Annotated in this window: 12 protein-coding genes; 4 read left to right on the forward strand and 8 right to left on the reverse strand. The window is 46.3% G+C overall.

Going from position 1 to position 17,662, the window contains the following annotated elements; genetic code table 11:
- Nucleotides 1-42 precede the first annotated feature (42 nt).
- A complete protein-coding gene (locus OO016_RS03795; RefSeq protein ID WP_266010966.1) occupies nucleotides 43-1,224 on the reverse strand; it encodes a beta-helix domain-containing protein in 1,182 nt (393 codons plus the stop codon).
- A gap of 20 nt (nucleotides 1,225-1,244) precedes the next feature.
- Nucleotides 1,245-4,067, reverse strand: a complete 2,823-nt coding sequence (locus OO016_RS03800; RefSeq protein WP_266010967.1) for a TonB-dependent receptor — start codon at nucleotides 4,065-4,067, stop codon at nucleotides 1,245-1,247.
- Nucleotides 4,068-4,256: 189 nt separating this feature from the next.
- Between OO016_RS03800 and dgt the strand changes: the two genes are divergently transcribed.
- Complete coding sequence (gene dgt, locus OO016_RS03805) at nucleotides 4,257-5,600, forward strand: dGTP triphosphohydrolase (protein WP_266010968.1); 1,344 nt, start codon at nucleotides 4,257-4,259, stop codon at nucleotides 5,598-5,600.
- Here the strand turns inward: dgt and OO016_RS03810 are convergent.
- Nucleotides 5,597-6,712 carry a DUF3078 domain-containing protein gene (locus OO016_RS03810; RefSeq protein WP_266010970.1) on the reverse strand — a complete coding sequence of 372 codons (1,116 nt, stop codon included), beginning with the start codon at nucleotides 6,710-6,712 and terminating at the stop codon, nucleotides 5,597-5,599. The two genes, dgt and OO016_RS03810, sit on opposite strands and share 4 nt — an antisense overlap.
- On the reverse strand, nucleotides 6,702-8,471 hold the full coding sequence (locus tag OO016_RS03815) for a 1-deoxy-D-xylulose-5-phosphate synthase (protein WP_266010972.1): 1,770 nt from the start codon (nucleotides 8,469-8,471) through the stop codon (nucleotides 6,702-6,704). The genes OO016_RS03810 and OO016_RS03815 overlap by 11 nt, the downstream gene beginning before the upstream one ends.
- Nucleotides 8,472-8,547: 76 nt before the next feature.
- Here OO016_RS03815 and OO016_RS03820 point away from each other — a divergent pair, with 76 nt between their 5' ends.
- Nucleotides 8,548-8,997 carry a nucleoside deaminase gene (locus OO016_RS03820; RefSeq protein ID WP_266011950.1) on the forward strand — a complete coding sequence of 150 codons (450 nt, stop codon included), beginning with the start codon at nucleotides 8,548-8,550 and terminating at the stop codon, nucleotides 8,995-8,997.
- Nucleotides 8,998-9,049: 52 nt separating this feature from the next.
- Here the strand turns inward: OO016_RS03820 and OO016_RS03825 are convergent, their stop codons facing one another.
- From OO016_RS03825 to aspS, 4 genes are all read right to left on the reverse strand, one after another.
- Nucleotides 9,050-9,244, reverse strand: a complete 195-nt coding sequence (locus tag OO016_RS03825) for a cold-shock protein (protein ID WP_266010974.1) — start codon at nucleotides 9,242-9,244, stop codon at nucleotides 9,050-9,052.
- A 72-nt stretch (nucleotides 9,245-9,316) separates the two neighbouring features.
- Nucleotides 9,317-9,580 carry a hypothetical protein gene (locus OO016_RS03830; RefSeq protein WP_266010976.1) on the reverse strand — a complete coding sequence of 88 codons (264 nt, stop codon included), beginning with the start codon at nucleotides 9,578-9,580 and terminating at the stop codon, nucleotides 9,317-9,319.
- A 3-nt stretch (nucleotides 9,581-9,583) separates the two neighbouring features.
- A complete protein-coding gene (locus tag OO016_RS03835; protein WP_266010978.1) occupies nucleotides 9,584-11,368 on the reverse strand; it encodes a chloride channel protein in 1,785 nt (594 codons plus the stop codon).
- Between the two features lie 60 nt (nucleotides 11,369-11,428).
- A complete protein-coding gene (gene aspS / locus OO016_RS03840) occupies nucleotides 11,429-13,177 on the reverse strand; it encodes an aspartate--tRNA ligase (RefSeq protein WP_266010980.1) in 1,749 nt (582 codons plus the stop codon).
- Between the two features lie 187 nt (nucleotides 13,178-13,364).
- On the opposite strand from aspS, the gene OO016_RS03845 reads away from it, so the two are divergent.
- Both OO016_RS03845 and OO016_RS03850 read left to right on the forward strand, forming a co-directional pair.
- Nucleotides 13,365-16,289, forward strand: coding sequence for a SusC/RagA family TonB-linked outer membrane protein (locus tag OO016_RS03845; RefSeq protein WP_266010982.1), 2,925 nt, complete (start codon nucleotides 13,365-13,367; stop codon nucleotides 16,287-16,289).
- 10 nt (nucleotides 16,290-16,299) lie between these two features.
- Nucleotides 16,300-17,616, forward strand: coding sequence for a RagB/SusD family nutrient uptake outer membrane protein (locus tag OO016_RS03850; RefSeq protein WP_266010983.1), 1,317 nt, complete (start codon nucleotides 16,300-16,302; stop codon nucleotides 17,614-17,616).
- Nucleotides 17,617-17,662 lie beyond the last annotated feature (46 nt).

The following is a 17,662-nucleotide window of genomic DNA, read 5'->3' on the forward strand; positions in this document are numbered from 1 at the left end:
AAAGCCCTGTCAAACAGGGCTTATGGTAAGAAAGAATTAATATTAATTTATTCCTACGGTCCAGCCTGCTCCCCAGGTGGCAATGTCTGTTCCGGTACCGTTACCTTCCCCTGAGATAAAATCAGCTTCGGTAAATGTATATCCTGTATCGTTCTTAAGCTTGGTTACTACATTATTAAAGGTAACATCAACTACCTGAAGAAGATCGTCTAAAACACCTTGCCCTGTAGTGTTTTCACCTGTATCTCCATCAAGGTCAAAAGCCTCTTCAAAATCAGTAACCACAATGTTGGTAAAAATGCCCTGCGTTCCTTCCCTTAAACGGAACGCTTCAGTTCCGGCTTCAGCAGTTCCCACCACGGTCACATTGTTGATATTCGGTGCAGAGAAGTAACCCCCTTCGTTACTGAAATCGGTGTTATATCCGTCGCATTCGAATGCTTTGTCATGAGAAACTCCGTGCTGTACGTAAACATCAGTTAAAGTTCCCGTATAGCCTTCGGTCCAGTCAATGGAATCATCTTCGGAGTTTACAATGGCAACATGACTTACGTTTACCGTACCCCCAAAGAATTCTATTCCATCGTCAGAACCTTCAAATACCTGAACATAATCAATAGTAGTTCCGTTACCTACTGCATAAAGGGAAAGGCCATTTAGCTCGGCATTACCGTCAATAGCACCTCCGGCATATTCAATTCGCAGGTACTGTATGTTACCGGAATTGTCATCTGCGGTATCACCTCCATAGGAAAGACCCCCTACTTCAGAGGTGGCGGTATTCGTAGAACCATCTGGAGTTGAGTTGATAGGTGCGCGACCGCAAATCACCAATCCACCCCAGTCACCTGAGGATGGTGAGCTGGCATTGGAAGTCAATACAATGGGGTTGCTGGCATTACCCACGGCATTAATAGATGCTCCCTGTTGAATAGCGATGTATGCATTTACACCAACAGGTTCTGCCTTAATGGTCATGCCAGCGGGAATGGTCAATGTGGTACCGTTGGCCATTAATACTGGGCCGGTAACAATGTATTCTACTTCAGGGTCCAGGATTAGGTCTTGGGTATAAACCCCACTGAGATTTACACTTGTTTCACCAGGTTCTTCATTTCCGCCGGTGTTAGTAATATTAATGATAATTTCTGAGGTATCGTCTCGCTCGCATGCTATGAACGATAACGAAATAAGTCCTAGAATTAACAACAATCTGTTTTTCATCGTTTTCAGTTTAAATGGAATTATAATTTATATTTCAGGGTTAGCCCTATGTTAACCCCAAGGTTGTACTCTCGTATTACTATATCTCCAATTCCGGTACCTTCCCTTACCAGAGAGATGTCAGGATTCAGTAAGTTGGTTGCACTTAGATTGGCTTCAAAATGCTCGCCGAAGGAATTCCTCCAAACAAAATTTAAAGTGGGAACCGATTTCTCAACAATGTTTCCAAGACTCCCTGCCCCCAGCGAAAAGATGCGGTCTGAGAAATAGGAGTAAGTCAGGGTGGCTTTAGGTCGGTATTCGCCAAATACCGGGCTGAAGTTGATGTCCGCATTCATAATGAAAGGAGAAGCTCCTTCCAGTTCATCGGAATCACGGTCAAAGGATGTTCCAAAAGTGTTTTCTGATCCAGCTGGAATGTCCACCAAATCCTGCTCTGTTTTGGTATAGGCTGCGTTGAGTCCCAGAGATAGAACACCTATGCCGTCTGCAGTAGATAAAAGGTTTTTCCTTGCTTCCAGTTCTATACCGTACACCTCTGCCTGTTCTCCCGTTCGGAAATACCTTTGGGTTCCTGTAGCATCTGCTGCAACTACCCTGTTTACCGGATCTTTTATTGTTTTGGCGAAGGCAGCCAGAGAAATAATTTCACCCTGATCCATAAACCATTCGTACTTCAGGTCGAAGCTGTATACATCTGAATAGGTAGCTCCATTTCCGGATAGCCCTCCAAGCAAGTCAGGGTTACCTCCTACCCGCTGGGTAACGGATTCATAAACAAAGGGAGCTACCTCCTTAAATTCAGGGAATGATGCTGTTTTGCTGAAAGCAAAGCGTAAATTACTGTCCTCATTTAAGGCATATCTAACATTCAAACTGGGCAGGAATATGTTTTCATATACGTTCCTTTCTCCCGGATCGTCCGGCCGGATGTTGATTACATCATAGACCACATCCTGGGCAAAGGACTCTACCCGTATACCGGGAACAATGCCCCATTTTTCTCCGAGGGATATCTGGGCGCTTGCATAAAGTCCATGCACGTTCAGTGTTCCCTTATAGGTATTTTCTGAAAGACCTGGACGGTTTCGGTTCCCGATCTCATTGCTAATAGGATTCAGTACGATCAGGTCGTACAAGCCATTGCCATCTGGGATATTTATGTTTTCTAAATTGAAGATGGCGTTGAAATTGTTTACATCGGTTACAGGGGTGTTATCCCGGTCATGGATTTCGTATCCGTAACGAATACTGTTAAACTTGCGTTCTTTCCTTTTCCCATTATAGCCAAAGTTCAGCGTGACCTGTTCAGACAAGTTAAAGCCCAGATTTAAAAAGCTGTTTAATTCATCGTCCTCAATAATTTGGAAAAACCGCTGGTTGTCAAAAGCGATATTGGTGTAGAAAACAGGATTAGTTCCCGGATCATTGTCCAGGGCTAACTGGTAGTTTTCCAAAGTGAACCGCTTACGGTCGGGTTCGTCAGAGAATACTTTGTTAAAACCGGTTCCCCAGTCCAGTGTTATTTTGTCATCAAACTTGTGGGTTCCCGTCAATTGGTTTACGAAGATCATATCCTGGTTGAACTGAACATTCATAACGTAGAATCCCTGGTCTGTATCAATTATGGCATCTCTATTGGTACCGCGGCCTTCAATTCCATAGTATCCTACGGCATCTGATGAGCTATTTATGAACAAGGAGTTGAAATTTACCTTGTGATTTTCATTTATGCGATAGCCAACATTTCCAAGGGCCGTGGTGGTGGTTTTATAGGCGTATTCCCGTACGTTGGGAAAATCTATTTTCAGTACATTGGTAAAGTCCCGAGCAGGGCCTTCCCAAATTTCATAGCCATTGCTAAAACTGGCCGCACCGAAAAAACTCAATCGGGAGGCCTCACCAAAACTATACGAATACCCTCCTTCAATGGCACCGGAAAAGTTGATGGGATCCCATGCACTCTGGGGGTCAACCCCGTGTGACAGAATAATTGCAAAAGGATTGTTGTCATAGCGGTTATAAAAACCGAAGTTGCTCGGTCCTTCACTCCTAACAAAATCTTCACCGGCCGCATTAGAATTCTGTCCACTTCCAAGTGAGACCTCCAGATATCCGTCACCGGTATAATCCTTGGAGGTAATATTTACATTTCCTGCCGCAAAGTCCCCATAGAAAGATGAGGCATAGGCCTTGCTTACTGCAACATTTTCGATAATGCCTGACGTAAATAAATCAAGGTTGATGTTCTTTTTATTGACATCATTGGAGGGCAGGGATAAGCCGTTCAGGGTAGTAGTCTGGTAACGATCTCCCAAACCTCTTACGTAAACGTTACTGGATCCCTGTTGTTTGGAGATCCCGGAGATCTGTGCAACGGCTCCTGCCGCATCGTCAATCCCTTTAAGGCTAAGTGCTTCTGCACTAATGGCTTCCTGCATTACCAGGGATTTCTTCTGTTCCAGAAGAAGTGCTATTTCCGAGTCCTTTCTTGTGGAAGTAGTAATCACCACCTCGTCCAGACTAACGCTTCCTGCTCCTAAAGCGGCATTCACCTGAGTAACCTTATCTGCCTCTACCACAACATTGGGAATTTCCAGGGTTTCATATCCCAGGAAACTAAAAACCAGGGTGTAAGTGCCGGGTTCTACAGCTGGTATTTCGTATAACCCGTCGAAGTCTGAAGTAGTGCCCTTGGAAGTGCCTTTAATCAATACATTGGCAAAGGCCAGGGGTTCGTTGTTAACATCCTTATCAGTAAGTTTCCCTACTATGCTTCCGTTTTGTTGGGCAAAAGTGAAAACCGTGAAACAAATTAATACTGAGGTTAGTAATAATCTCATTAAGCTGAATGTTCAATTTCTGCGGCAAAGAAAGACTGAGGGTGTAAAGGTCCCGTTACCTGCAGGTTAAACCTTTATATACTTTGTGTTATCAAAAAGTTATGTGATTAAGCCAGTGTTAAGGCGTAAGAAATACCCTTCATCCTATTAGAGATTAAAAGATGTAACTTGCGGTTTTAAAGAACTTTCATGAACTGGGAACAACTGCTTTCTCTAAAGCGATTCGGGGATAGAAACAAACGATTACGAAAGGAACAGGACCCAACCAGACTGGGGTTTGAAGTGGATTACGACCGGGTGATCTTCTCCGCAGCCTTCCGGAGTTTGCAGGATAAAACACAGGTAATTCCGCTTTCCAAAACCGATTTTGTGCATACCCGACTCACCCATAGCCTGGAGGTTTCCGTGGTGGGCAGGAGCCTTGGCCGACTGGTGGGTAAAGAGCTGCTGCGTGTTCACCCATATCTTGAAGAAACCCATGGCTATCAGTACAATGATTTTGGTGCCATTGTAGCTGCGGCTGCCCTGGCACACGACATTGGTAATCCGCCCTTCGGTCACAGCGGGGAGAAGGCCATCGGTGAATATTTTTCATCTGGTTCGGGTAGTCGCTACCGGGATGCCCTGACTGACAAGGAATATGAGGACCTTATAAGTTTTGAGGGCAACGCCAATGGGTTCAAACTGCTGACGGAATCCCGCGAGGGAGTATCCGGTGGTTTGAGGCTTAGTTATGCCACCTTAGGTGCTTTTACCAAATATCCCAAAGAGTCGTTACCCAAAAAGCCCACGAAACACATAGCAGATAAGAAATACGGATTTTTTCAAACGCAGGCAGATTTCTTCAGAGAACTGGCAGAAGAACTCGGCCTGGAATCACGGGGTAGGACAGGGGACAACTCGTATTCCCGTCATCCCCTGACTTTTCTGGTTGAAGCTGCGGATGACATTTGCTACACCATCATTGATTTCGAGGATGGTATCAACCTGGGATTAATTCCCGAGGAATATGCCCTGGAATATCTCATAAAACTAGTCAAAGACAGCATAAATACCAATAAGTATAATAATTTGGTGCATATGCAGGACCGCCTGAGTTACCTGCGTGCTTTGGCGATTAATACCCTTATTGCGGATGCGGTGCGTATTTTTATGGAAAATGAAGATAAAATACTAAACGGTATATTTGATACTGCATTGCTGGATCGCAGTCAGTACAAAGCCCAGATAGCCGATATAATTGACCTTAGTGTAGAGCGTATTTACCGATCAGATGAGGTGATCGAAAAGGAAATAGCCGGCTACAGGATCCTGGCCGATATACTGGAGGTATTTACAGATGCATTGACTAGGGACAAGGAGGGAAATGCCTCCAATTACGATCGTTTGATGATAGGCTTGCTTCCTCCGGTTTTCAGAAATTCTTCGGGTAGTGTTTATGAAATTCTGCTGAATACTTCATGCTATGTGGCCAGCTTGTCAGACGGGGCGGCCGTGCACATCCACAATAAAATTACGGGTAAAACGCTTTAGAAATTATAGGCGAGGCCAACGCCCAGCAGTTGCCTGAATTGTATCCTGGGTTGCCCCGGGTCAACAATTGATCCGTCATCTGCCTTCACTTCATTGAATAGGATATCGTCATCATAGATAATTTGTGTCCCGATATTCGCCTTGATGTATTCATTTACCTTCAGATTGAGGTTTAATTCCCAGTCGATATCCACATTGCCAAAGGAACGCAGGTAATCTGTGTAAAGGTTCAATCGGTGGTCCAGAACCATATTTTTCCCGATTTCCTTTTTCCAGGTATTGTTAATGAGTATCCCAAATTCAATAAAAGTATTTTCTCCAGGAGTAATAATATTACCCGCATCGTCACGAATGGCTTTTTTAACCCCGAAGGCACCATCGTTGGCCAGATCCTGGTCTAGCACAAAAGTAGCCTTCAGCGAGGTAGGGGAGAGGTAGAGGTTAAACCCTTTTCCTTCAGGGATGTAAGAAGTTCCCGCTCCGAAAAACAAATAGCCCGGGGCCATAAAACGAGATATGGGGGTACTTCTGTCCGGATATTTGAATCCATTGGAAATCTGGGTGTTGAAATTGGCCTTGACGGAATAAAACCAGTAATTCAGCGTATCCTTGCGGTAGCCAATGGTGGAGCTTAGCCGGATTGCATCATCGGTTTTACGCAACTGCCTTCCTTCCTGGGCGTTTACCCCGTATCGGATTACCAGGGAATTATCCCACTGAAAGTATCGGAATTTATAGTTACGCTCAAATTTAAGTCCTCCCAGGGCAGAAACAGAATTGTCTCCACCGGCATTCCAGTTTACGAATGCTACTTCACTCAGGTTGAGGGTGAACTCATTTTCCCTGGTCCAGAACGAAGGGACCCTGAATTTTTTCTTCCTCCTGATTAGCGGTTTTGTACCTGTGAAGGTCAGTTTGGGGACGGTAAGGTTTACCCCCCTGGGAATGATCTTTATTTTGTATTGTTGCGCGCGGATAACAATGGTATCTACCTTGGTTGTATCCACTTCGGGAAAGGGAGGAATACTGTCCTGGGCTACCGACTGCAGCGGCAGAAGAGCCATGATCCCCAGGAATAGTGCAGCTAAAAAATTGGCTGATTTAACCTTCATTAAGCGCTTTTAGAAATTCAGATTGAAGGGATAATGCATCTATTCCCCCCTGTCTGTGCAATTCTTCAACAGGACCGTGTTCAATGAATACATCTGGAATCCCTTTGATCCTGATTTTTGCAGAACTATTACAACTTTGGGCATACTCCAGAACTGCACTGCCAAAACCCCCGGCCATGCACCCGTCCTCGACGGTAAATATAGTGTGATAAGTTGATAAAATTTTATCCAGAAGCACGGTATCCAGAGGTTTTGCAAAACGCATGTCGTAATGGCTTGCTTTGCCATCGAGCTCAGGATGCTCCAAAACCTGACGTACCGTATTTCCAATAGGGCCAAGGCTCAAAACCGCAATTTCACTGCCTTTTTTCAGGCAGCGGCCTGTTCCCGGAATAACTTCTTCAAAAGGTTGTTCCCAATCTTTAGTCACCCCTCGTCCCCTGGGATATCGGATCGCGATGGGATGTGACAGCCCCATTTGGGCCGTATATAGCATATGGCGCAGTTCCACTTCGTTCATGGGCGAGCAGATCACCATATTGGGGATGCATCTGAGGCAGGCAATATCGTATATCCCATGGTGTGTGGCACCATCTTCCCCAACCAATCCGGCACGATCCAGACAGAATACCACCGGCAGGTTTTGCAAGGCAACATCGTGTACTACCTGGTCATAGGCTCGTTGCAGGAAGGTAGAATATATATTGCAGAACGGGATAAGGCCATCGGCAGCCATTCCTGCGGCCAGGGTTACCGCATGTTGTTCGGCAATGCCCACATCAAAAGCCCTTTCCGGGATTTCGTCCATCATAAACTTCAGGGAACTTCCGGTAGGCATAGCAGGGGTTATTCCAACAATGCGCTCATTTTTTCTGGCGAGGGTTACAATAGTGTGGCCAAAAACATCCTGGAATTTTGGGATCTCCGATACGTTCCCGGAGATCAGGTCTCCGGTCTGTTTGTCGAACCTTCCCGGAGCATGATAGGTAACCTGGTCCTCCTCAGCCTTTTTGAGGCCTTTGCCTTTTACAGTGGTTACATGCAGTAGTTTTGGCCCTTTAATACCTTTCATTTCATCCAGGACATGGAGCAGGCCGGGAAGGTCGTGCCCGTCTACAGGTCCTGTGTAATGCAGGTTCAGGGATTCGAAAAAATGTTCCTCTTTAATTGAGCCCTCTTTGGTGCGACTGAGGTAATTCTTGAGTGCACCTACACTGGGGTCTATTCCAATGGCATTGTCATTAAGCACAATAAGCACATCGGCATTGGCCACACCCGTGTGGTTCAGTCCTTCAAATGCCATCCCGCTGGCAATTGAGGCATCCCCGATTACGGCAATATGTTTTCGCCCTGCATTCCCCTGTAATTGTGAGGAAATAGCCATGCCCAGTATTGCCGAAATGGAAGTGGAACTGTGCCCGGTCCCGAAGGGATCGAAATCACTTTCTGAACGACTGGGGAAGCCGCTGATGCCACCGATCTGCCTGAGGCTTTCAAAATCGCCTTTACGGCCTGTGAGGATCTTGTGTCCGTATGCCTGATGCCCCACATCCCAGATGAGTTTATCATGGGGGGTGTTGTAACAATAATGGAGGGCTATGGTAAGCTCCACAACCCCCAGGCTAGCCCCTAAATGCCCTTGTTTTGCCGACACAACATCAATAATAAATCGTCTTAATTCCCCGGCCAGCACAGGAAGTTCTTCCGGCTTGAGCTTTCTCAGGTCATCTACCCCATTTATGTGTTCCAGCAGTTTCATCAGCGGGCATAAAGGTACGTTAAATTCGATTTCCCTGCCGGGGAGTCTCTTCCCTAAAAGTGGTACTTTTGCAGGTATGGAATTCAAGCTGGACGACACCTATTTTATGAAGAAGGCCCTTCAGGAGGCAGAGATAGCATTTGAGAAGGGGGAGGTGCCCATAGGAGCTGTAATTGTCGTAAAAGACCGGATCATAGCCCGGGGCCATAACCTTACCGAACAGTTGCACGATGTTACCGCACATGCTGAAATGCAGGCCATTACTGCAGCTTCCAATTTTTTGGGGGGAAAATACCTGTACGACTGTACCTTATATGTAACCCTGGAACCCTGTCAGATGTGTGCCGGGGCGCTGTACTGGAGTCAGATTGCCAGGGTAGTTTTCGGGGCTTATGACCCGCAGCGTGGCTTCACTGTGATGGGTGGACAGCTGCATCCCAAAACCGAACTTCTTGGAGGTTTAATGGAGGAAGAAGCCGGGGAGTTGATCAAGCGGTTTTTTATTCAAAAGCGCAACCTCAACTAATAAAAAAACCCCGGGAAAATCCCGGGGCCGTGTTCAATCAAAATAAAATATATTAGCCGATCACCTGCACTTGTGCAGCGACCACACCTTTTCTTCCTTCTTCTTCTTGGTATTCTACTTTGTTGCCTTCTCTAAGCTCCACCCCGTTCAATGCCGTAACATGAACAAAAATGTCCTTACCGGTTTCATCGTTGGTAATGAACCCATAACCTTTGGATTCATTGAAAAATTTAACTGTTCCAGTCATGTAAAAAATTTAAAATAATAATATTCGAAGGTACTACAATAAATGGGGAACCCCGCAAGGAAAATTAAATAATTACTTATCCTGCCTCCTTTTTTCCTTTTTCTCCCGCATTTTCCGGATGTTTTCATCGGTCAGCATATAATCTTTCACTTTTTTCCCTTTGCTTTCCTTTATCAGAAACAGGGGCATAGCCACCAGGAACAGGCCAACGGTACCAAACCCTATGTATTTATTAGCCAGCTGCAATTGCTCATCCTTTATAGAAAAGCCATAGATAATGGAACCCAGTGAGGCTAAGACCACGAGGACAATAAAGTATTTCAACCTGAATTTCATAAGCTAGACACTGAAATTAATCAACTTTCTGCGGTAGGAAGTAAGCAATTTGGAACGGGAAATAAACCCGTAATATTTACCGCCTCTAATTACCGGCAGGTTCCAGGCACCGCTATCCTGGAATTTCTGCATTACCTTCTTCATACTATCGCTTTCATAGAAAATATGTTCCGGCGCGGTATGCATAAAACTACCCACGGTTACCTTATCGTACATGGAGCTGTCAAACATCACTGCGCGTATGTCATCAAGATGGACGATCCCAATCAGGTTTTTCTCATGATTTACCACCGGAAAAATATTCCGGGCAGATTTAGCCACCGTATCGTGCAGCATCTCCCCAAGTGTCATCTCCTGCCGCACTTCTTTAAAATTGCGTTCAATAACGTCGTCTATTTCCATCATACTGAGTACCGTCTGGTCCTTGTCGTGCGTAATAAGGGCCCCTATTTTTGCCAGTTCCCGGGTATAGATATTGTGTTCAACGGCGTTTTTGCTGATGAGGTACGAAATGGCTGCTGTGATCATTAAAGGGACAAAAAGATCGTAACCCCCTGTGATCTCTGCTATCAGAAAGATGGCGGTAAGGGGGGCGTGCAGCACGCCGGCAATCAATCCGGCCATACCGATAAGCGTAAAATTACTTTCGCTAACGTAAAATCCCAGGCCTGAATTGTTGATTACCTTGGCCACTACATGGCCCAGGGAACTCCCCATTACCATAGTGGGGATAAAGATACCCCCTACACCTCCGGCGGCAAAGGTTGTGGTCATTGCCACGGCTTTGAAAATGGTAATCCCGAATAGCAGGGCTATCACTACCCAGATATTTTCCATGTAAGCATCAAAAGGGGTTGTCCCTAGCGCTTTGACGTGGTCTCCAAGAAGCAGGTCGTTGATAAAACCAAAACCTTCCCCGTACAGCGGAGGTATAAAATACAGCATAATCCCTATGGCAATCCCCCCAATCAACAGTCTGTACTTAGGGCTTTTAAATGGCCGGAATAAACGAAGAATGCCAAAATACATTTTGGTGAAATAGATGGAGGCCACAGCGGTACCCACTCCCAGGACCACATAAAATAGCGTATCCTTAACCTGGAATGAATCCTGTATGTTAAAATTGATCAGGGTTTCCTCGCCCAGGAAGAAATAGGAAGTCAGGATCCCGGAGATGGACGCCAGGATCAATGGCAGCAACGAAAGCATGGTAAGGTCCAGGCTAAAGATCTCTACAGCAAATATGATGGCCGCTATGGGCGATTGGAATATGGAGGCTATGGCGCCGGCGGAGGCACAGGCGATCAGCAGGGAGCGGTTATTGGCATTAACATGGAACAGTCTGCCGAAATTGGAGCTTATGGCAGCACCTGTTGCAACGGCGGGCCCCAGCAATCCTACGGATCCGCCAAAACCAACCGTAAGCGGGGCGGTTATAAGCGGGCCGTAAATCTGTTTCAGGGACATGATCCCCCTTTTTCTGGAAAGGGCATAGAGAATAGAGGAAACGGCATGATCCATTCGCTCCTTGTGGACGTATTTCACGTAGAGGTAAACCAGGGTAAGGCCAATAATCGGGATGATGAAATACAGCTGGTTGTCAGAAAAAATGATTCCTCTCTCCAGGGAAGCCTCAATGAAATAGGTCAGGTTTTTTAAAGTAACAGAAGCAAGCCCGGCAAGGAGGCCAACCGCTATGCTCATAACATAGATGAAGCGCTTGCTGGATACATTTCTGTACCGCCACTTGTGCAGTTTGGTAATTAAGTCAGCGTATCTGCCAGCCATCCCCGGGACCTATATTTAAAGGTATTAAAAATACGTCAGGAAAAGGGATTCCGTTGCTTCCTAAAGGTCTAATTTCAAATTCAGCTCTTCCAACTGGGCTTCATCGATTGGCGATGGGGCATCGATCATCACGTCCCTTCCGCTATTGTTCTTGGGGAAGGCGATAAAATCCCGTATGGTTTCCTGTCCGCCCAGAATAGCTACCAGTCGGTCCAGGCCAAAAGCGATACCCCCATGTGGTGGTGCACCGTATTGGAAAGCATCCATCAGGAACCCAAATTGGGACCGTGCTTCCTCAGGGGTAAATCCGAGGTGCCTGAACATGGTAGCCTGTATGTCTTTATCGTGAATCCTTATGGAGCCCCCGCCAATTTCGTTTCCATTGAGAACCAGGTCGTAGGCGTTTGCCCGTACAGCGCCGGGATCTGTTTCCAGCAATTCCAGCTGTCCTGGCTTGGGAGATGTGAACGGGTGGTGCATGGCATGGTAACGCTCTGTTTCGGGATCAAACTCCAGCAGCGGGAAATCTACCACCCAAAGTGGAGCAAACTCATCTGCCTTGCGCAGGCCAAGACGTTCAGCCAGTTCCATTCGAAGTGCACTCAGCTGGGTACGTGTTGCGTCTGTTTCCCCGGAGAGGATGCAAATGAGATCCCCGGCTTCTGCACCAGTGGCTTCTGCCCATTTGGCGAGGTCCTCGGAGGTATAGAACTTGTCTACAGAAGATTTGAAGCTGCCGTCTTCATTGCATTTAACATAGACCATCCCTTTGGCGCCTACCTGGGGCCTCTTTACCCAGTTGATCAGGGCATCGATCTCCTTTCGGGAGTATTCGGCCCCACCGGGAACTGCAATCCCCACTACCAATTCCGCAGAATTGAAAACCTGGAAATCCCGGTGCCGGGCAATGGCATTCAACTCCCCGAATTCCATACCGAAACGAATATCCGGCTTGTCCGAACCGTATCTTTGCATCGCCTCGTCATAGGTGAGACGGGGGAACGGACCTGATTCAATGTTGTGTATATTCTGAAGCAGATGACGTACCAGTCCTTCAAAAGCATTAAGTACGTCTTCCTGTTCCACGAAGGCCATTTCGCAATCGATCTGGGTAAATTCTGGCTGCCGGTCGGCCCGCAGGTCCTCATCCCTGAAACACTTCACGATCTGGAAATATTTGTCCAATCCGCCAACCATCAGCAACTGCTTGAAAGTCTGGGGCGACTGAGGCAGGGCGTAAAACTGGCCTTCGTTCATCCTACTGGGTACCACAAAATCCCGGGCACCTTCAGGAGTGGATTTAATTAGGTATGGTGTTTCTACTTCTATAAAACCCTGATCAGAAAGGTATTTGCGAACCTCCATGGCAACCTTGCTTCGGAAGATCAGGTTGTTCTTAACCGGATTCCGGCGAATATCCAGGTAGCGGTATTTCATGCGCAGGTCATCCCCTCCGTCTGTCTGGTCTTCAATAGTAAAAGGGGGCAGTAGTGCTTTGTTAAGTATGGTTATTTCGGATACCAGCACTTCCACATCTCCGGTAGGCATTTTCGGGTTCTTGGAGGCCCGTTCAATGACCTTACCTTTCACCTGAATTACGTACTCACGGCCCAGTTTTCTGGCTTTTTCGAGCAGGCTTATATCGCTTCGTTCCTCGTCAAAAACCAGCTGTGTTATGCCGTATCGGTCCCTGAGGTCAACCCAAACCACAAAGCCTTTGTCTCTCAGCTTGTGCACCCATCCTGATAATAACACCTCTTTATTGATGTGGGCTTGCCTTAGTTCGCCACATGTATGATTTCTGTACATAATACCAACCGAATTTAGCCGCAAATGTAAGAAGATAAGCTTGTTTGAGGAATATGGAAGGTGCTAAATTTAGCCAGGTGAAGTTCAAATATTTACAGGTGGTGCATACAAGAAAATTTCAAAAATAGTTTCACACACAGGAATTGTTCATTACCTTGTTTCAAATAACTTATTCAAACTTATTATTATGGAACACAAACTACTTGGAAAAACATTCCTATGGCTATGCCTACTGATTCCGCTTATCGGTTTCTCACAGGGTACTGTCAGCGGTAATGTTACCGATGCCACCTATGGTGGTCCTGTGGCCGGAGTAAATGTTGTCATCAAAGGCACCAATACCGGAACCACAACGGATTTTGACGGGAATTACGAAATTAGTATTTCGAGTTTCCCAGCCACACTGGTGTTTTCCTCTCTTGGATATGAGACACAGGAAATCCGGGTAACCGGAGCCACTGTGCTTAACGTGTCCCTTGGAGAATCTGCCACAGGTCTGGACGAAGTGGTGGTTACCGGTCTCGGTACTACCATTAAGCGTAGTAACCTGGCCAATGCCGTTTCCACGGTTTCTTCACGGGAACTTGTGGGGACTACAGCACAAACCACCCTGGACGGTGCACTTTACGGAAAGCTTACCGGGGTTAATATCACATCTTCTTCGGGTGCTCCCGGTGGAGGTTTTGCCCTCAGGCTGCGTGGTATTTCTTCAATTAACGGGAACAACCAGCCGCTTTATATTGTGGACGGGGTTTACGTGAACAATGCGGAGATACCTTCCGGACTGCGTTTTGCATCCGGTGCCAACCGGGGCAATGAGGAGAATTCCTCCAACCGTATTGCAGACATTGATCCTAACGATATTGAAAATATTGAGGTGTTAAAGGGAGCTTCTGCTGCGGCTATCTATGGAACCCGCGCGAATGCAGGGGTAGTAATCATTACCACCAAAAGGGGACGTCAGGGAAAAACTGATATCCGCTTTAGCCAGGATACAGGTTTTAATACGATAATTCAGAAACTGGGACTAAGGCCCTGGACTGCACAGAGCGTGGAAGACACTTTTGGTGCCGCTGAGGTCGATCTTTATAACCAGGCTATAGCCCGTGGCGGCCTTATCGATTATGAGGACGAAATCTATGGGGAAACCGGCTTTATTACCGATACTCGTATCAGTGCGAGTGGTGGAGGCGATAAGACCCGCTTTTTTGTAGGGGCTTCCTACCGTGACGAAGAAGGAATCATTAAGAATACCGGATTCAGTCGTTTTTCTGTACGCGCCAATATCGATCACGAAATTTCAAAAACATTCAGTTTCTCTGCCTCTTCCAATTTTGTAAGAAGTGCTTCAAGCAGGAGTTTTACTGGTAATGAAAATGAAGGAGGTCTTAGTTACGGATACAACCTGGCTTTTACACGTCCCTGGATTGATTTGTTCCCGGATGAAAACGGTATTTATCCTGATAACCCCAATTCATCAGGTAACCCCATTTTAGTGCGGGATCTGGCCAAGAATGAGGATACCAACAACCGCTTTATACAGGGGATGAAGTTTACTGCCAATATTCTGGATTCTGGTAATAATGTGGTTAGGCTCCTGTTCAATGGAGGTATTGATTATCTGGCAAACGAGACCTATGTCTATGTGCCTGAAATTCATCAGGCTCAGCGAGGTAACCAAAATGGTTTCATCGGAGTGGGTAAAAACATATTTACCAACTACAATTACCAGGCTATTGGGGTTTGGAATCATGACGCCATGGGCGGTGATCTAGCACTGACCACACAGGGAGGTATTTCCTACCTGGAACAGCAGGCAGACTTGATCTTCAACCAGGCTACCCAGCTGATTCCCAACCAGACCAACCTGGGACAGGGATCTGCCCAATCGATTACCCAGACTACTTCCACGGTGAAGGAATTCGGGTATTTTGCCCAGGTAGAGGGTAATTACAAAGATCAGTTAATAGGTACGGTGGGGTATCGCCTGGATAAGTCTACCCTAAATGGTGATCCCAATAAATTCTATGGTTTCCCAAAAGCCTCCATGGCCATAAATTTGCATAATTTCGATTTCTGGGAAGGCTCTTCCTTCCTGGACAGGTTGAAGTTGAGGGCGGCATATGGGGAAACTGGTTCATCCGGAGCCTTTGGTTCGGCTTTTACCAGTCTTGACCAGGTGTCCATTGGTGGAAACGGAGGATCCTCCATCAATGCATTGAAAGGTGATCCCAATATTGAACCTGAAACTTCTTCCGAATTTGAAGTTGGTTTTGACGCCGGCCTGTTTACTAAAGTTGGGCTGGAAGTATCTTACTACAACAGGAATGTTAATGACCTCCTGCTTAACCGTGTAGTGCCAACCTCTACTGGTTTCGGTTCAGAAACTACCAATCTTGCAGACCTGAAAAACTACGGTCTGGAAGTAGGCCTTAATGTAAATGCCTTCAACGAGGAAAATTTCGTATGGAATTCAACGTTAAACTTCTGGTTTAACCGATCCGAAATTACACGCCTTGATGTTCCGGCATTCCCACAGCCCGGTGCAGGATTTGGGTTAGGCTTGGGGACCTTCTACATTGAAGAAGGAAAACCAGTTACTCAACTTGCTGGTAATGTAAACGGTGTTCCGACACAAATTGGTAATGTTGAGCCAGATTTCCAGATGGCTTTTAATAACAACTTTACTATCTTCAAGCAGTTTGATGTTTCATTCCTGCTGCAATGGAAGAAGGGAGGAGATAATATCAACCTGTCCAAATTGCTTACCGACCTTGGTGGAACTACCCCTGACCTGGATACTCCTGCAGGACAGGAAAGAGCTGGTCTCGGATTTGTAGCTGAACGGTTTATTGAACCAGCGGGGTATTTGAGATTACGAGAGGCGGCTATTTACTATCGCCTTCCTCAAAGTGCACTGGATTTCTTCGGGGATACTGTGTCTGCAGTTAAACTGGGCGTATCCGGACGGAATATCTTTACGATTACGGACTACAGTAGTTATGATCCGGAAACGTCAACGAACGGGGGGGCTGGATTGTCCTCAGGTATTGAGGTTACTCCATTCCCAAGTACGAAGCAATTCTACTTTCATCTAAATGTTAATTTCTAAAAAAAGCGCGATGAAAAGATTATATACATACATAAGAGAAGGATCGGTTTTGCTCATTGCCCTGGCTTTAACCTTGGTTACATCGTGTTCCTTTGATGAACAGGTAGATCCCAACAGACCGAGCTTAGAGGGTGTTTTGACAGATGCTTCAGCAAACCAGCTGAATAATCTGGTGGTGGGCGTTGAATCTGCCATGAGAAATTCTCTGGCCATACAAACCACAGGATCTGGTACTATGGCAAGGGAACTTTATTTATTTGATGCGGATCCCAGGAATACAGGTGATTTGCTTGGTGCTAACGGAAGCAGCCTGGATAATAACTCCTTTTATTCCACCGCTCCATGGGCGGGTCGCTACCGAGCTATTAAGAATGCTAATATTCTGCTGCAATCAGTAGAGAATACGAGTGCGGTAACTGATGCCCAGAAAGCGGGTTACCGGGGATTTGCCAAGACTATTATAGCCTATGAGCTTATAGAAGTTCTGAAATCCTATAACCGGGCAAGGGTAGATGTTGCTGATCCGGAAAATTTAGGCCCTATTCTTGGATTTTCTGATGCCCTCAGTGCTGTGAGGTCCCTTTTGGATGCTGCACAGACAGACCTGAGTGGCGCGGGCTCAGAATTTGCCTTTACACTGGCAGGGTTTAGCGGGTTTGACACTCCGTCTACCTTCGGGCAATTTAATAGGGCAGTGGCAGCTACTGCAGCCGTTTATGCAGGTGATGGAAATGCTGCACTTACCGCACTTTCCGGCTCCTATTTTGATTTGAATGGGGACCTCACTGTTGGGCCCAAGCATGTGTTCAGCCTTAGTGCCGGTGATTTGACCAATGGGTTGTTTAAAATACCGGATAACAACGGGGATCAGATCATTGTGCATGATTCCTTTATTAATGAGGCAGAAGCCGGTGATACGAGGGTTACGGATAAAACCATTATCCGGGCTAACCCAACCTCTCAGGACGGACTTACCGGAGCTTATCAAACCGGCCTTTATGCTAGCAATATCAGTTCAATTGACATGTTGCGCAATGAAGAGTTGATCCTTGTATATGCCGAGGCCAGTATCCTGACCAATGCCCTTGGTGATGCAACCACTGCACTTAACGTGATCCGCAACTCGGCTTCATTAGGCAATACCACAGCAACAGATGCTGCTGGCCTGACAACCGAATTGCTGAGGCAACGCCGTTATTCACTTTGGTGTGAAAATCACAGGATGTTCGATCTTAGAAGGTACAATCTATCCAACACCTTGCCGATAGACAGGGCCGGAGATCAGATATTTGATGTATTGCCTGTTCCTCTTTCGGAAAACGAATAAGGATCAGTATCTATAAAGAAGAAAACCCTGGTTTTATCACCAGGGT

It is taken from the genome of Lentiprolixibacter aurantiacus (assembly GCF_026241225.1).
GTDB classification, from domain to species: Bacteria; Bacteroidota; Bacteroidia; order Flavobacteriales; family Flavobacteriaceae; genus Lentiprolixibacter; species Lentiprolixibacter aurantiacus.